This window comes from Streptomyces sp. NBC_00631, assembly GCF_045206895.1.
In the GTDB taxonomy this organism is placed as follows: domain Bacteria; phylum Actinomycetota; class Actinomycetes; order Streptomycetales; family Streptomycetaceae; genus Streptomyces.
This window is the reverse complement of sequence record NZ_CP107734.1, coordinates 8587849-8603739: the sequence shown is the minus strand read 5'-3', so window position 1 is coordinate 8603739 and position 15891 is coordinate 8587849. Positions and strand designations below refer to the sequence as shown.

The 15891-nt window shown below is 74.5% G+C and carries 10 protein-coding genes; 6 read left to right on the top strand and 4 right to left on the bottom strand.

Features of this window, described 5'->3' with window-relative positions; genetic code table 11:
- Positions 1–154: 154 nt before the first annotated feature.
- Positions 155–3487, top strand: coding sequence for an FtsX-like permease family protein (locus tag OHB00_RS39315; RefSeq protein ID WP_406442215.1), 3333 nt, complete (start codon positions 155–157; stop codon positions 3485–3487).
- A 71-nt stretch (positions 3488–3558) separates the two neighbouring features.
- Positions 3559–6393: a hypothetical protein gene (locus OHB00_RS39310; protein ID WP_406442213.1), complete on the top strand. Its 2835-nt coding sequence runs from the start codon at positions 3559–3561 to the stop codon at positions 6391–6393.
- A 19-nt stretch (positions 6394–6412) separates the two neighbouring features.
- Here OHB00_RS39310 and OHB00_RS39305 read toward each other — a convergent pair whose 3' ends face one another.
- The 3 genes from OHB00_RS39305 to OHB00_RS39295 form a co-directional block, all read right to left on the bottom strand.
- A complete protein-coding gene (locus OHB00_RS39305; protein ID WP_406442212.1) occupies positions 6413–7381 on the bottom strand; it encodes an ABC transporter ATP-binding protein in 969 nt (322 codons plus the stop codon).
- 218 nt (positions 7382–7599) lie between these two features.
- Positions 7600–8331, bottom strand: a complete 732-nt coding sequence (locus tag OHB00_RS39300) for an ABC transporter ATP-binding protein (protein WP_406442210.1) — start codon at positions 8329–8331, stop codon at positions 7600–7602.
- A 321-nt stretch (positions 8332–8652) separates the two neighbouring features.
- On the bottom strand, positions 8653–10161 hold the full coding sequence (locus tag OHB00_RS39295) for an IucA/IucC family protein (RefSeq protein WP_406442208.1): 1509 nt from the start codon (positions 10159–10161) through the stop codon (positions 8653–8655).
- Positions 10162–10255: 94 nt separating this feature from the next.
- Here OHB00_RS39295 and OHB00_RS39290 point away from each other — a divergent pair, with 94 nt between their 5' ends.
- The 3 genes from OHB00_RS39290 to OHB00_RS39280 all read left to right on the top strand — a co-directional run bounded on the left by OHB00_RS39290 (position 10256) and on the right by OHB00_RS39280 (position 13914).
- Complete coding sequence (locus tag OHB00_RS39290; protein ID WP_406442206.1) at positions 10256–11761, top strand: IucA/IucC family protein; 1506 nt, start codon at positions 10256–10258, stop codon at positions 11759–11761.
- Between the two features lie 75 nt (positions 11762–11836).
- Positions 11837–13099 (top strand): VWA domain-containing protein, encoded by a 1263-nt coding sequence (locus OHB00_RS39285; RefSeq protein ID WP_406442204.1) that lies wholly within the window; start codon positions 11837–11839, stop codon positions 13097–13099.
- Positions 13099–13914 carry a hypothetical protein gene (locus OHB00_RS39280; protein ID WP_406442202.1) on the top strand — a complete coding sequence of 272 codons (816 nt, stop codon included), beginning with the start codon at positions 13099–13101 and terminating at the stop codon, positions 13912–13914. The genes OHB00_RS39285 and OHB00_RS39280 overlap by 1 nt, the downstream gene beginning before the upstream one ends.
- A 53-nt stretch (positions 13915–13967) precedes the next feature.
- Here the strand turns inward: OHB00_RS39280 and OHB00_RS39275 are convergent, their stop codons facing one another.
- Positions 13968–14594: a winged helix-turn-helix transcriptional regulator gene (locus OHB00_RS39275; protein WP_406442200.1), complete on the bottom strand. Its 627-nt coding sequence runs from the start codon at positions 14592–14594 to the stop codon at positions 13968–13970.
- Between the two features lie 81 nt (positions 14595–14675).
- Between OHB00_RS39275 and OHB00_RS39270 the strand changes: the two genes are divergently transcribed.
- Positions 14676–15884 (top strand): pyridoxal phosphate-dependent aminotransferase, encoded by a 1209-nt coding sequence (locus OHB00_RS39270; protein ID WP_406442199.1) that lies wholly within the window; start codon positions 14676–14678, stop codon positions 15882–15884.
- The last annotated feature ends 7 nt before the right edge of the window (positions 15885–15891 follow it).

Sequence of the window (15891 nt, the reverse complement as noted above, 5' to 3'; positions counted from 1 at the left end):
CAGTACGGCACATCGGCGGCGGCTCCGGCCGCTCCGGTGCCCGTCGGAGAGATCAGCGTTTCTTGTGTGGTCGGGGGGACGCCTGGTAGGACTGTGGCGCGCCGTCACCGTCACATGTTCGATTCTGCGGGGGTTTCATGTGGTCGCCACGGCCTTGACGTCTTCGCCGCGGCGAAGCCCGGATGCTCCGCGCCCGGCCTGGCAGCGGCTTCCCGTCGTCGCCAGGCGGGCCACGCACCACGGCCTGGTGCTCGCCGCCGTCGCGGTGACCGTGCTGCTGTGCGCGACGGCGCTGGCCGCGCTCGCGGCGCTGGCCGGGAGTTCGGTGCAGGCCGGGGCCGTGCGGCGGCTGGCCGCCGACCTCGACGCCCAGGTGAACGTCAGCGCGTCCTTCCGGGCCGGCGGCATGGCGGCCGCCGATCGGGATGTGCGGGCCGCCGCCGAGCGGGTGTTCGCCGGGGTGCCGCAGCGGACCTATGTGGGGCTGCTGGGCACGTCGCCGGTCTCCGTGACCGGGATCGACGGGAAAGCGGGCGCCCCGCGCGGTCCCGGGGGCAGCGGGCTGCACCCGGTCGCGGTGCAGGACGGTGGCAGGTTCGGGCAGTTGGTGGCCGGGCGGTGGCCGGCCGGCACGGCCGACGCCCCGGCCGGCGCGTTCACCTCGCTCCCCGACGTCCGGGTCGCCACCGGCTCCACCGCCCCGGTCGACGCGGCGGTGCCCGACGCGCTGGCCAAGCGTCTGGGCGTCGAGCCCGGTTCCCGCCTTCAGGTGCGGGACGCCTTCGGGCGCGCCATGACCCTGCGGATCACCGGCGTCTTCCGGGCGACCGGTGCCGTCGGGTTCTGGCCCGCGATGGCCGGCGACCTGACCCAGGGGGAGACCGCCGACCAGAAGCTGCTGGTGGTGTCGGCGTCGGCCCTCAACGGCAGCGCCGTCCTGAACGGGCAGCTGACGGCCCACTGGAGTGTGCAGCCGGACTTCTCCCGCATCGACGCGGGCGCCCTCGCCGGACTGCACGACCGGCTGCGCGCGTTCTCCGGCAGCCAGAGCCGCGTGTCGGTGTTCGACGGGCGGCAGCCGTCGCTGGACGACCTGACCGTGGTCTCCGGCCTGCCGGGCGCGGTCGACGACCTGACGGTGCCGATGGTGGCGGCCCGGTCCTCGCTGTACCTGCCGAGCGTGATGCTGGCGGCCCTCGCCCTGGCCACCCTGGTGCTGGCCGCTCGCCAGTTGACGGTGCGCCGGCGCGGTGAGCTGGCCCTCCAACGGGCCAGGGGCGCCGGCACCCTGCGGTTGCTGCGCGGCGCGGCGGCCGAGTGGGCGCTCACCGGCGTCCCGGCCGCCGTCGCCGCGCCCTTCCTGGCCGGGCTGCTGCACCCCGGCACCCGGAGCACCGGCGCGTGGGCGGCGGTGGGTCTGACCCTGCTGGTGCACGCCGCGGCGGTGCTGCTGCCCGTGCTGCCGTCGGCGCGGTCGCGGCCGGCCCGCGGCGCGCGGGCCGCCGCCGCCCAGCGGCTGGGCGCCGACCTGGCGCTGCTGGCCGTCGCGGCCCTGGGATATCTGGAGTTGCGGCGGCACCACTCGCTGCTCGCCGGCGTGGGCACCGGCGGCGCGTCCGCCGACCCCGTGCTGGTCGTGGTACCGGCCCTGGTGGCCGGCGCCGCCGCGCTCCTGCTGTTACGGCTGCTGCCGCTGACCTCCCTCCTGCTGGACGTGTGCGCCCGGCGCAGCCGGGGCCTCGTCCTCGCGCTGGCCGGCTGGCAGTTGAGCCGGCGGGCCGCGCGCAACGCGGGACCGGTGGTACTGATGTGCCTGGCCGTCTCGGTGAGCGCCTTCGCCACCACCGCGCTGGCCTGCCTGGGCGGCCTGGCGTCCGAGGAGGCCGCGTTCACCGTCGGCGGGGACGTGCGGATCTCTCCGTCCGCAGCCGACAGCTACCCCTCCGCCGTACTGGGCACGGCCTATCGGGCGCTGCCGGCGGTGACCGCCGTGACACCGGTGACGCAGTCGACGGTGACCCTGCCCGGCGGCGCCACCGAAGCCCTGGTCGGCACGATCGGCGGGCCCGCTCCCCGCACCCCGTCCCCGGACGTCTTCGGGATACGGCTCCCCGGACGTCCGACCGCGCTGCTGCTGGAGGAGCGGCTGAGCAGCGACGGCAGCCGGACGGCGCCGAGCCTGGGACTGACCGTGCAGGACGCGTCCGGCCTCGTCAGCACGGTGACGGCCCGCCTGCCCGCCGCCGACGGAGCCAGGCACACCGTCGTCGTCCCCCTCGACGTGGCGCTGAGCGGCGGCCACCGGCGGGAGTATCCGCTGACGGTGACCGCCGTCAGCGTCCTGCCGCAGCCGAACGTGCGTCCCGCGCGGCTGCACCTGGAACTGGTCCGGGTGGGCGCGCGCGGCGCCGCGGACAGCTGGGTCACCCGGCTGCCCGCCGGGCAGGTCTGGGCCGACGGCACGGACCACGCCACCGACTCCACCGCGGGGGCGTGCGAAGGAAAGCTGACCGGCGGCTACGAGCTCGGCACCCCCGGGGTGTGCTCGGTCGTTCCCGGCGGCTCCGAGGTGCTCCGGAGCACCGTCAGCACCGGCATCCGGGCCTCCCAGGCCACCGACGACGCCTTCGGTGGCCTGGCCGACAGCGACTACGACACCCGGCCCGGCAGCCAGGTGCGACTCGTGGCGGCGCCGGCCGGCCGGCCGGCGCCGCTGCCGGTGCGCGCCGACGCCTCGACGCTGAGCGACGCGCGCCTGGGCGTGGGCAGCACCACCACGCTGGATCTTGGCAGCGCCCGGATCACCGTCAGGATCGTGGGCCGCGTCGCCTCGGTGCCCGGACTGGGCCGCGGACAGGGGCATCTGATCGCCGACCAGCGCCGACTGGCCACCGCGATGACGCGGGCCGGTGCCGACCCGGAGGATCCCGCGTTCTGGTGGCTCGGCTCCACCGACAGCGCGCGCACGGCCGCCGCCGCCGAGGCGCAGCCCGCGCTGGGCCGCGTCACCACCACCGCGCGCACCGCCGCGTCCCTGCAGGCCGACCCGTTCCGCAGCGGACTGCGCCGGGTGCTGGAACTGGTCCGGTATCTGGCCCCCGGTTTCGCGGTCATCGCCTTCACCGTGCACGCGGTGGTCTCCACCCGGCAGCGCCGCAAGGAGTTCGCCCTGCTGCGGGCGGTCGGCGTCCGTGCCGGAGGCCTGTCGGCGCTGCTGGGCGCCGAGCAACTGGGGCTGGCGCTGTTCGCGGTGGTCCCGGGCGCTCTGATGGGCATGGCCCTGGCATCGGCGGTGCTGCCGCTGGTCACCGTCGACGACAGCGGACAGGCCCCCTATCCGCCGCTGCCGCAGGTCCTCCCCTGGAGCACCGTGGCGCTGACCACCGTGGCGACCGCTGTGGCCATCAGCGCGGTCGTGCTGGCGCTGGCCCGGCTGCTGTCCCGAGTGGACCTGGTACGTGTGCTGCGAGCGGGGGAAGACCGTTGAGCCGGGGAAGACGGCCGAGGTGGGGAAGGCCGTCGAGCCGGGCGGCCGGACACGATCCGAGAGGGCGGACGGTGACCCGACCCGTGGGCACGGGCACGGCGGTGACGCGGCGCCTGATACGCAAGGAGACCCGCGGCGACCTGCCGCTGCTGGCCTGCCTTGCGATGGTGGTCCTGGTGCTGACGGCGCTCTGCGCGTGGGCCCCCGCCTTCGCGGGCGGCCAGGAGGACCGGGCACTGCGGCAGCGTGTCGACGCCACGCAGGCCCAAGCGCCGCTTGTCAGCCTCAGCACCACACCCGAGGTCTTCGACACCGTGCCGCCCGCCGTGAACATGGCCGACCTGCTCGACGCCGGCCGCACGCTCACCGAGCGGCTCAGCGGCCCCGCCGCGCGGCATGTGACCATCACCGGCGGCAGCTACGACTACAACCAGGCGTCCCTGCTCTCGCCGCGACCACCGGGGCCTGCGAACACCAGCACCGAGCTGACGGTCAGCCATCTGCCGTCCGCGCGGGCCCACCTGCGCTACGTCAGCGGCCACGCGCCGGCCGACCACACGCCGCTGGGCACCGCGCCCCAGATCGGGTTGTCCCAGGCCACCGCCCAGGCGCTCGGCGTCCGGGCGGGCAGCCGGCTGACCCTTGAGTTCGCCAAGACGCTCGGGGTGCAGAACGCCCCGCCCCGGGCGGTGCTGCTGGTGAGCGGGGTCTACCGCGCCACGGCCGCGGCCGACGGCTTCTGGACCGCCCGGGAGACGCTGGACCAGCCGTCCCGCTACCCGGCTGAGCACTCCGCCGGCACGGTGCTCGCCGTGCGCGGCCTCGTCGGCCGCGACGCGGCCGACCTGCTGGCCGGCGCCGGGGTGGGCGGCCCGCGGGTGACCTGGCAGCTGCGCGCCGACCTGTCCGGGGCGGCGCTCGACCGGGCCCGCGCACTGACCGGGCCGCTGTCCCACTACAGCGCGGACCTCAGCGCCGCCCAGTGCCAGGGAGCCGACCCGCTCACCGGCGACCTCAGCTGCCACGTCGGCGGCCAGGCCACCGGGCCCCTGCTGCTGACCGACTCCCTGTCGCCGCTGCTCACCGCCTTCACCGCTCAGGACCGGCAGGCCAGGGACCTGGCGACGTTCGCCGTCGACGCGCTGGCCGCGGTCGCGCTGGCCACCGTCACCGTCGCGGTACGGCTGCTGCTGCGCCGAAGGCAGGCCCACCTGCGGTTGCAGCGCGCGCGGGGCGCGTCCACCACGCGGCTGGTGCTGCTGCGCTGCGCCGTGGCCTGGCCGGTGGTGGTGATCGCAGCGCTGCTCGGCTGGTCGGCCGGAGGGGCGCTCGCCCCCACCGGCACGTCCGGAGCGCCGCAACCGGTGACCGCCGCCCTCGCCGCCTCGGTGGTGGCGCTGACGGTGCCGCTGATGACCTGGCTCGCGGTCCGCGAGCCGCGCAGACCCGGCCGGCTGCGGCACTCACGCCGGAACATCGCCCTCGGCCGGCGCGTGGTTCTGGAGCTGACGGTGCTGGTCACGACGGCGGCGGGCGTGGTCGCGCTGCGCTCGCAGGGCCCCGACGGGATCCTGGGCGCGGTGCCGGTGCTGGTGGCGCTGACCGTCGTACTCGTCCTGCTGCGGTGCTACCCGCTCGTGCTGCGCCTGGTGCTGCGGCGGACCCGGCGCGGACGGGGAGCGGTGGGCTTCGTCGGGGCCGCCCGGGCCGCCCACGACGCCCCGGCGACCGGGCTGGCCCTGTTCGTCCTGGTACTGACCCTGGGAACGGCCGTGTTCGGCGGCCTCGTGCACCGTACGATCGACGACGGCCTGGCCACGGGTGCGGCCTGGAGCACCGGCGCCGACGCGAGCGCGACCGTGGCCGGAACCGTGAACTCCGCACCGGGCACCGGCACCACCGGGACACGGACCGCCCTCCAGCATCTGTACACCCTCGACCTGGCAGGACAGGCCGACGGCGCGGTGATCTCCCCGGTCGCCGTGATCACCGTGGATCCCCGGCAACTGGCCGCCGTCGCCCCGAAGTCGCCCCTGGCCGGCGCGCTGCTGTCCCGGCTGGCGGCCCCGGCGGGAACCCGAGCCGGCGCGAACACCCCGCTGCCCTCCTTCCTCTCGCCCGGCCTGCGGGCGAGCGAGCGCACCGGCGGCTTCACCGCCACGGTCGTACCCGACGGGCAGCGGCCGGTGGACCTCGTCTTCAAGCCGGTCGGCACCCTCACCGCCGCGGACCTGCGCGACCCGCTCCTCGGGCCGGTCACCGCGCAGCTCACCGCCGGTACGCCGTTGCTGATCACCACCGCAGGAGCCGAGCATCTGCTGCCCCCGCAGCCCTCGGGAAGCACCGTCCTGCTCCTCAGGGGCGACAGCCCCGCCACCGCCGCACCCGCGGCACTGCGGTCGGCGGCGGCCAAGGCGCTAGGTTCTCCGGCCCGGATCCGCGTCCGCTCCGAGACGGTCAGCGCCCTGCGCGCGGACGGCCTGACGCGGGGGCTCGCCACGATCTACACCACCAGCTCGATCCTGGCCGCCCTGTCGGGCCTGCTCGCGCTCGTCCTGGAACTGACCCTCACCTCCCACGAGCGCAGCCGCACCACCTCGTTCCTGCGCACGCTCGGACTCGGCGCCGGGGAAGCCGGGGCGCTGCACTTCCTGCAACTGCTGCCGCTGGCGGTCGCCTCGGCGGTGGGCGGCACCCTGCTCGGGCTGCTCGAACCGACGCTCACGGCGCGGACACTGGACCTGCGGCAGTTCACCGACGGTCCCGCCCAACCGGCGCTGCACACCGACTACTCGCTGACCGTCGCCCTCGTCGCCGGCGTGACCGCGCTGATCCTGGCCGCCGCGGTCACCGAGTCCGTCCTCGCCCGCCGCCGCGGCCTGGGAGCCGTACTGCGCCTCGCGTGACGGCTCGCCCTGGGCGTGCTCAGCGTTCGGGGCCGCCGCTCGCCGCGTCCTGTGCGTCGGACCTCGCCCGGCGCGCGGCCTCGTCGGGCCACACGCCGACGTGGTCGCTCTCCAGGACCAGCCGCACCCGCTTGCGCAGGTGCAGGCGCTCGGTGAACTCGCCCGGCAGCTGCAGCCGGCCGCTGCCGTCCAGTACTGCGTACTCCTCGGCGGTGAGCACCTCGACGCCGTCCTCGTCGGTGGCGACCCGGCGCAGCACCTCGGTCGAGGTGCGGCCGTCGCGGATCCCCACGGTGCGCTGCACCTGCTCGGACACCAGCGCGTCGTGGGTCACCACGATCACGGTGACCCCCAGGTCCTCGTTGGCCCGGCGCAGCGCGGCGAAGACCTCGTCGCTGGTGGCGGTGTCGAGTTCGCCGGTGGGTTCGTCGGCGAGCAGCACCCGCGGCTCGTTGGCGCTGGCGACGGCGATGGCGACCCGCTGCTGCTCGCCGCCGGAGAGCGTGTCCGGGGTGCGGTCCCGGCAGTGGCCGACGGACAGCAGGTCGAGCAGTTCCTCCGCCCGGGCCCGGCGCCGGGAGCGCTTGATCCCGGTGTACGTCATCGGAAGCATCACGTTCTCGGCCGCGGAGAGGTAGGGCAGCAGGTTGCGGGAGGTCTGCTGCCAGACGAAGCCCACCGTGCCGCGCCGGTAGCCGAGCCGCTCGCGGCGCTTCATCGCCAGCAGGTCGTGTCCGGCGACCTCGGCGGCGCCCGCGGTGGGCACGTCCTGGCCGGAGAGTATGCCCAGCAGCGTGGACTTGCCGGAGCCGGAGGCCCCGATCACCGCGATCATCTCGCCCTCGGCCACGGTCAGGTCGAGGCCCTGGAGGGCCTGTACCTCGACGTCCTCGGTCCGGTAGATGCGCACCAGGTTCTCGCAGACGACCAGCCCCGCCTCGCGCCGCGGGGCGGCCGCCGCCGCGGCCCGCCGGCGAAGCTCCGCCAAGTCCGGTGCCCCGGTGGGCTGTTCGTGAACTGGCACACGGTCCCCCGAGGAGGTGAGGTCTGCGGACAACGCTGTCGGGCAGTCGCCAGGGTAATGCGGAAGGGTGTGCGAGGGGCGGGATCCGGCAGGTCGGCGGCGGCACGCCGGTTCCGTCCCGGACGGTCGGGTGCCGGCGCCTCAAGGGCCGCCCGCCCCGTCGCCGGTCCGCGGCGGTGCCGTCAGTCGTCCTCGACGATGCGGCCGTCCCGGAGTTCGAGCACACGGTCGGCCAGCGCGAGGAGCTGGGTGTCGTGGGTGGCGACGAGGGCGGTGACGGATTCGCTGCGGACGACGGCGCGCAGCAGGTTCATCACGGTGAGCCCGGTGTCGGCGTCCAGCTGGCCGGTGGGTTCGTCGGCGATGATCAGGGCCGGATTGTTGGCAAGTGCCCGGGCGATCGCGACCCGCTGCTGCTGGCCGCCGGAGAGCTCGCCGGGACGCTGGTCGGCGTGGTCGGAGAGGCCGACGAGCGAGAGCAGAAGACGGACCCGGGCCTCGCGCTCGCGGGCCGGGACCTTCCGCAGGCGCAACGGAACCCCGACGTTCTCGGCAGCGGTCAGGATCGGGATGAGACCGAAGGACTGGAAGACGAAGCCGACTCGGTCGCGGCGCAGCGCCAGCAGGTCGTCGGCGCCGAGGCCGGCCAGGTCGGTGCCGTCCAGGACGATCCGGCCGCCGTCCGGGGTGTCGAGACCGCCGACCAGGTTGAGCACGGTGGTCTTGCCGGAGCCGGAACGGCCTCTGAGGGCGACGAGTTCGCCGCGCGGCACGTTGAAGGAGACACCGCGCAGGGCGTGGACGGCGGTGTCGCCGCTGCCGTAGGTGCGGCGCAGGTCCTCGACCACCACCATCCCGCCGGGGACCGTCCCGACGTCCGCCACAGCGCCGTGACCGCCGTGCTGCTCACGCATTCTTCCTCCCCGCCCCGCCCCGGCTCGACCGGGGCGGTCCTGCATCCGCACCGTAGGGTATGCCGGACCGCCGCGGGAAGGTGGGTCATAGGCGTACCACCCGGCGCACCGGCCTCCCGGCCGCCGCGGTGCGAGCGCGGGAGGGTGTTCAGGCCAGGACACGCGAGGTCGCCGGAGGCGAGGTCCGCCAGGTGGCCTGGGCCGTCCATGCCGGGCACGCGCGGGCCGGGCGGGAACACCTCGGGCACACCGGTCGGCCCGTACGCCCCGGTTCCCGCAGTCGACGGCGGCCGAGCGGCACAGCGGGCGCCCCTCGCGGTCTCAGGCCAGCGGATTCGGCAAGGGCAGATAGCGCGCGTCGGCGCCGCCCGCGCCGGTCCAGCGGAGCAGCAGGTTCGTCTTGCCGGGCAGCGTAGGCGACGCCAGCAGGCCGGCCGCCTCCGGGAGCGGATGCCGGGCCAGCTCCCGCCGTGCGGCGGGCCACGGATCGAACCCGGGGTGGTGCTCGGAGAGCGCGGCGGCGACCTCGGTCAGGTTGTTGACGACCAGGCAGTACACCAGCCGCTCCCACCCGGCGGCCCGCTCCACGTCGCCCGGCAGCTTGACCCCTTCGGCGTCCCGGTACAGCGCCTGCACCGGCATACCGTCGGCGTCGACGGCGACCAGGGTGTTCTGCAGGTGCGCTTCGAGGACGACGCCGTGCGCGGCGAAGGCGGTCACGGCCGGGGGCACGACCGCCCGCAGATACGCCTCCCACCAGGCACCCGGGTCCGCCGCCGCGGTCAGCGGGTCCCCGGCGAAGCCCTCCACCAGGCCGGCGGCGAGCAGGGGCGTGGCCCCCGGCAGCAGGGGCCCGCGCAGCCCGTCCCGGACCAGCACCGCGAGCTCCTCGAAGGCGAAGCGGGCGGTGCGGTAGCCGCGGTCGCCCAGCCAGGCCGCCGGGCCGTCCATCGCCGCGAACGCGGCGGTCGCGGCCGCGTCCGTACGGCGCAGTCTGCGCAGGTCGTGCGCCCACAGGCGGCGGATGTCGTTGGTGATCCGGACGTCCAGGCTGAACTTCAGGAAGAGATCCCGCTCGGGCTCGTACACCGTGCGGATCGCGGCCGTCGGCCAGGTCACGAAGTCCGTCTCGCCGAGGCGCAGCAGCCGCCCGTCGGCGAAGGCCGGGGCGAGCTCGCGGGCGACCAGGTCGAGCTGCCAGGGGTGGGCCGGCAGCAGCCGGTAGCCCGGCGGCACGGCGGCCGGGGCCAGTGCGTCCAGCGCGGCCGTGTCGCCCTCCTCCGCCACCTCGTCCGCGCGTACCGCGAGCAGCACCAGCGGGAACCGGGCGTGCGCCTCGGGGGCGTAGGGCAGCCAGGCGGTGACCGGGCCGCCGCCGCGCGCCTTGGGGGCGGGGTGGTAGGGATGGCCGGTGATGAGGGACTGCTCCGAGCGCAGATACGGGTCGCCGGGCGCCGTCGCCCGGGCGCGTGCCGTGAGCAGCGCGGCGACCGCGTCCCGGCTGTCGATCATCTCGGCCGGCAGGTCGCCGTTGGACAGCCCGGTGTGCCTGCGCAGCTCCTCGGCGACGAGTTTCACCAGTTCGGCGTGGCCGACGGGGTGCCAGGTGCCGTCCGTGTACACCTCGGGCGCGGCGGGCCGGCGTGCGCCGCGTACCCGCAGCAGCCGTCCGCCGCCGGGCAGCCGGTAGACCCGCGACGGCCCTTCCCCTGCGTCCGGGAGCGGCTGGGCCACCTCCCGCAGCAGGCAGTTGAGCAGGGGCGCGGCAGCGTACGCGTCGGCACGTTCGCCGACGGTGTCGCCGAGGGTCATGAGGTCCACGCGTTCCATTCGTTCTCTGTGTCCACACAGTCCGATCGTCATCAGTATGTCGCTCGTCACCGGTCATCATGACCGTCGTACCCGTCCTCCGAGGAGCCCTCCCGTGCACCGTCCCTCCCCCATCGAGACCCGGCTCGCCGCGGAGCTGGCCGAGGCGCGGCCGGACCTGGCCGACCGGTACACGGCCGAGCTGCCCGGTGCGCGGGCGGCGGTGCTGACCCGGCTCTGGCGGGCGCTGGCGCACGAACCGCTGCCATGGGTGGCGCGCCGGGTGCGCGGGGCGCACAGCCTGGCCCTGGGGCTGGCCGACGGCCGGACGCTGCACGGCCCGCGGGCGGACCCGTACGCCACCGGCGGGTATGTGAGCGCCGTGCGTCTGGACAGGGTGGCGTACGACGATCCGGCACGGCTGATGTCGGATCTGGGGTGGCCGCACTCGGACGGGTTCGCGGCCGAACTCGGGCACAGCGTCGCTTCGTTGGCGCTGTCGCGGGCCGATCGGGAGTTTCCCCCCAAGGAGTTGCCGGACCGCGACTGGGAGTGGGAGCAGCGGGTCGTCGACGGGCATCCGTTTCACCCCAACTGCCGTTCCCGGCCCGGTTTCTCGGTGGCGGAGCAGCTGGCGTACGGTCCGGAGCACCGGCCGGTGGTGCGGCTGGAGGCGGTTCCGGTCGCGGCCGGGGAGTATCTGCTGACCGGCGACTGGCCGGAGGAACTGCGGGACGCGGGGCGGGTGTTGGTTCCGGTGCATCCCTGGCAGAGCGCCCATGCCCTCAAGGGCGACTCCGCCCGGCCCTGGCGCGAGGCGCATCCGCTGATGTCGCTGCGCACGCTCGCGCTTCCCGGCGGACCGCATGTGAAGACCGCGCTCAGCGCCCGGCTGACCTCGTCGGTGCGGGACATCTCCGCGTACTCGGTCGGCGCGGCGATGACGTTGTCGTCGTTCGCGACGGACCTGGCGTCCCGCACGGACGGACTGCTGCACGTCACCCGCACGCTGGGCGCGGTGACCGCCGACTCCCCTGAGCTGGCGGCGCTGCTGCGCGAGTCGCCGCAGGGGTACGCGGCGCCGGGTGAGCGCGTCCTCCCGGTGGCGGCCCTGGCCACCACCGTCCTCCCCGGATCGCCGTCCTGGCTGGCCGAGTTCACCCGGCTCGCGCTGACGGTGGGGCTGCGACTGCTGGACCTGGGCGTGGCCCTGGAGGCGCACGGCCAGAACCTCCTGGTCGTGCTCTCCGCGACCGGCGTCCCGCTCCGCCTGGTCTACCGCGACCTGGCCGACATCCGCCTCAGCCCCGCCCGTCTCACCCGCCACGGCATCACCCCACCCGAGCTGACGGGCCGCCTGGTCACGGACGACGAAACCGCTCTGCGCCGCAAGCTGTTCGGCTCCCTGGTCGCGGGCGCGCTGGCGGGCACGGCGGGTTCGGGACCGGCCCTGGCGACGGCCCTGGAGGCGGCCGTGCCGCACCTGCCCGCCGGCCCCGATCTGACGGCGCTCCTCGAAGGCCCGCTGCCCGCCAAGGCGTTGACCCTGATGCGGTTGTCCCCGGAGGTGCCCGGGGACCAGTGGACGGCACTGCCGAACCCGCTGGCCGCCCTCCGTTGATCTGCCGGTCACTCTCGTTACACCGGTCCCGACCTCGTTTTGGAGCCCGGCGCCTTTGATCAATAGGATCCGCCGATGATCAGAACACATCGGCCGGCGGCAGGAGTCTGCGCTCTGCTCGCCGCCCTGGCGGCCGGGATCGCGTTCCCCGGCCAGGCGGTCGCCGACGAGACCGAACAGGCCGCTCCCAAGGTGGAGCTCGTGCTGGACGTCAGCGGTTCCATGCGGACGGCGGACATCGACGGCGGAACGCGGATGGCCGCGGCCAAGCAGGCGTTCAACGAGGTGCTGGACGCGACGCCCGAGGGGGTCCAGCTCGGCATCCGCACGCTGGGCGCCAACTACCGCGGCAACGACCGCAAGGAGGGCTGCAAGGACACCGCTCAGCTCTACCCCGTCGGCACGCTGGACCGCACCGAGGCGAAGACCGCCGTCGCCACGCTCACGCCGACCGGCTGGACGCCGATCGGTCCCGCGCTGCTCAAGGCGGCCGACGACCTCGAAGGCGGCGGCGGGACCCGCCGTATCGTCCTGATCAGCGACGGCGAGGACACCTGCCAGCCGCTGGACCCGTGCGAGGTGGCCCGCGAGATCGCCGCCAAGGGCGTGGGGCTGACCATCGACACCCTCGGCCTGGTGCCGGACGCCAAGACCCGCGACCAGCTCAGCTGCATCGCGGACGCGACCGGCGGCACGTACACCTCCGTCCAGCACAAGGAGGAACTGACCGACCGGGTGGGCCAGTTGGTGGACCGGGCGGCGGACCCCGTGGTCACGCCGGTGGCGACCGAGGGGACGGACCAGTGCTCGTCCGCGCCCACACTGAAGTCCGGTCTGTACACCGACCGTGAGGAGTTCGGGCAGCAGCGCTGGTACAGGGTCGACGTCGACCCGGGCCAGGAGCTGCGGGCCTCGGTGAGCGTCGCGGCCGACCGGGCCGTCAACGCCGACTACGGGGTGCTGCTGCGGGCGGTGACCGTGCACGGGCGGGAGATCGTGCGCGGAGAGGCGTCGGGCCTCGGGCGTACGGACGTCATCTCGACCGGGCTGCGGTACCCGAAGGCCGAGAGCGACGACGAGGACGCCACCCCGGAGACCGTCTGCCTCCAGGTGACCAACTCCTTCTCGGCCGCGTCCGGGGTGAAGACCAGCCCCGGTCTGCCCGTCGAGCTGACGGTCGACGTGGTGGACGGGCCGTCGCAGGCGAGCGACGTCGCCTCCTTCGGGCTCGGCCGCGGCTGGTGGCTGCTCGGCGCGCTGGTGCTGACCGGCTTCCTCGCGGGTCTGGTGTGGGGCTGGGTGTCGCGCTGGCGGATCGCGGTCTGGAGGACCAACTGATGTCGATCACACGTGTGTTGAGCGCCGCGCTGCTGGCGGTGGGCCTGGCGGCGGGTCCGGCGGCCGCGGACACCTCCGCCTCCCCGTCCCCCAGCGCCTCGCAGGACAGCGCCGCGCCCACCCAGGCGGGCACGTCCTTCCGTACGGCGACGGAGATCGACCAGGGGCAGCAGGCGACGGCCGACGGATCCACGGGCGACTACCTGTACTGGTCCTTCCCGGCCGACGCCGGCCGGCGCCCCGACGTCACGGCGACGGTGAAGCTGCCCGACTCGCACGCGGGGCAGACCTGGCAGCTCGACGTGTACGACGGTCTGCGGCGCCGGCAGGCCTGCCAGTACGGCGCGCAGACCCGCACGGCCGCGCAGGGTGCCACGTCGGTGGAGCTGGCCTGCGTGATGCGTACCGTGCGGGCCTGGTCGGAGCCGTGGGCCGACGACCCGCTGCCCGGCACGTACTACATCCGGCTCACCGTGGTGGACCTGACCTCGGCCGACCTCGGTCAGCCGGTGAGCGCCGAGGTGAAGGTGGACTCCAAGGACATCGGCGGTTCGGCGGCCGTGGACGGTTCGCTGGCCGAGCCGCTCGTGCCCGGGATCGCCGTCAGGTCCGAGTCGGACGACGGCAGTTCCCCGGCCACCAAGTCGGCGGTGCTGTCCAGCATCGAGCCCGACGACGGCTGGTCCTCCGGCTGGTGGAGCGACCGCTGGGTGTGGACCGGGATCGGCGGGATACTGGCCGCGCTGGCAGGAATCGGCGGGCACGCGCTGACGCGGGGGGCGGGGCGGCCGTCCCGGGTGCCGCCGGGCGCGTGATCCGGTACGGAACCTGATGACTGGGCCCCGTTCGCGGCGGCCCGGTCGTCGTTTCAGGCCTCTCGCAGCTCCTTGGCCAGCGCCCCGTCCCCGGTCACCGTCAGCCGTCCCGTCCGCACCGCCTCCGCCGGCCCCAGCTCGCCCCGGGCCAGGGCCGCCCCCGTCGCGGCGTCGAGCACGAGCCGGGCGTCGGGCTCGCGGGGTGCGGGGCCGTCGCCGTAGACCGGGCCGTCCTGGGCACCGGCATGGAGGTGGAACTGCCCCTCTCCCAGCCGGACTTCGACCAGCCCCTCGCCCTCCAGGATCCGCAGCAGCGGCAGCGCGAACCAGTGGGCGCGTACCGCGTCGGTGGGCCGGCGGTCGCCGAGTTCGGGCTCCCCCCACTTGCCCAGCGCCTGGAGGACCGGCAGCAACTGCCGTCCGCGTGGGGTGAGTTCGTAGACGTACGCCGCGCCCGGCGGGGGCAGCCGCCGCCTGGTGGTGACCCCGTCCCGCTCCATGTCCTTCAGCCGGGAGGCGAGGACGTCCGTACTGACCCCCGGCAGGTCCGCGTGCAGGTCCGTGTAGCGGCGGGGACCGGCGAGCAGCTCCCGGACGATCAGCAGGGTCCAGCGGTCGCCGACGACGTCGAGGGCGCGGGCCGCGGAACAGTACTGGTCGTAGCTTCGGCGAGGTGACATGCGACGCAGTCTAGACAAGATGTTGGACTTTCCAAGCTCCTACTTGGTAAAACCAAGCAACACGAGTTTCCGGAGGGGCGCATGGAGTTCCGGCAGTCCAACAAGCTCAGCGAGGTCTGTTACGAGATCCGCGGGCCGGTGATCGAGCACGCCAACGCCCTGGAGGAGGCGGGCCACAGCGTGCTGCGCCTGAACACCGGCAACCCCGCCGCGTTCGGCTTCGAGGCGCCGGAGGAGATCCTCCAGGACATGATCCGGATGCTTCCGCAGGCGCACGGCTACACCGACTCGCGCGGCATCCTCTCCGCCCGCCGGGCCGTCGCCCAGCGCTACCAGACCCTGGGCCTGGAGGTCGGCGTCGACGACGTCTTCCTCGGCAACGGCGTCTCGGAGCTGGTCTCCATGGCCGTACAGGCCCTGGTCGAGGACGGCGACGAGATCCTCATCCCGGCCCCGGACTTCCCGCTGTGGACGGCGGTGACCACGCTCGCCGGCGGCAAGGCGGTGCACTACCTCTGCGACGAACAGGCCGACTGGTACCCGGACCTGGCCGACATGGAGTCGAAGATCACGGACCGCACCAAGGCCGTGGTCGTCATCAACCCGAACAACCCGACCGGCGCCGTCTACCCCCAGGAGATCCTGGAGGGCATCCTCGACCTGGCCCGCCGGCACGGCCTGATGGTCTTCGCGGACGAGATCTACGACCAGATCCTGTACGACGACGCCGTCCACCACTCCACCGCGGCCCTCGCCCCCGACCTGGTGGTCCTCACGTTCTGCGGCCTGTCCAAGACGTACCGGGTGGCCGGCTTCCGCTCGGGCTGGCTGGTCGTCACCGGCCCGAAGCAGCACGCCAGGGACTACCTGGAGGGCCTCACCATGCTGGCCTCCATGCGGCTGTGCGCCAACGCGCCCGCCCAGTACGCCATCCAGGCCGCGCTCGGCGGCCGCCAGTCCGTCCGCGAACTCGTGGTGCCCGGCGGCCGGCTGTACGAGCAGCGCAACGTGGCCTGGCAGAAGCTCAACGAGATCCCCGGCGTCTCGTGCGTCAAACCGAAGGGCGCCCTCTACGCCTTCGCCCGCATCGACCCCAAGGTGCACCCGATCCACGACGACGAGAAGTTCGTCCTGGACCTGCTGCTCCAGGAGAAGATCCAGGTCGTCCAGGGCACCGGCTTCAACTGGCCCGCCCCCGACCACTTCCGCATCCTCACCCTGCCGCACGCGGAGACCCTGGAGACGGCCATCGGCCGAATCGGGCGGTTCCTCAGCGGGTACCGGCAGTAGTGGACCC

Excerpts from the sequence above, each read along its gene's own strand:
- OHB00_RS39300 (WP_406442210.1), bottom strand. The coding sequence starts at position 8,331 with ATGCGTGAGCAGCACGGCGGTCACGGCGCTGTGGCGGACGTCGGGACG.
- OHB00_RS39295 (WP_406442208.1), bottom strand. The coding sequence starts at position 10,161 with ATGGAACGCGTGGACCTCATGACCCTCGGCGACACCGTCGGCGAACGT.
- OHB00_RS39285 (WP_406442204.1), top strand. The coding sequence starts at position 11,837 with ATGATCAGAACACATCGGCCGGCGGCAGGAGTCTGCGCTCTGCTCGCC.
- OHB00_RS39280 (WP_406442202.1), top strand. The coding sequence starts at position 13,099 with ATGTCGATCACACGTGTGTTGAGCGCCGCGCTGCTGGCGGTGGGCCTG.
- OHB00_RS39275 (WP_406442200.1), bottom strand. The coding sequence starts at position 14,594 with ATGTCACCTCGCCGAAGCTACGACCAGTACTGTTCCGCGGCCCGCGCC.
- OHB00_RS39270 (WP_406442199.1), top strand. The coding sequence starts at position 14,676 with ATGGAGTTCCGGCAGTCCAACAAGCTCAGCGAGGTCTGTTACGAGATC.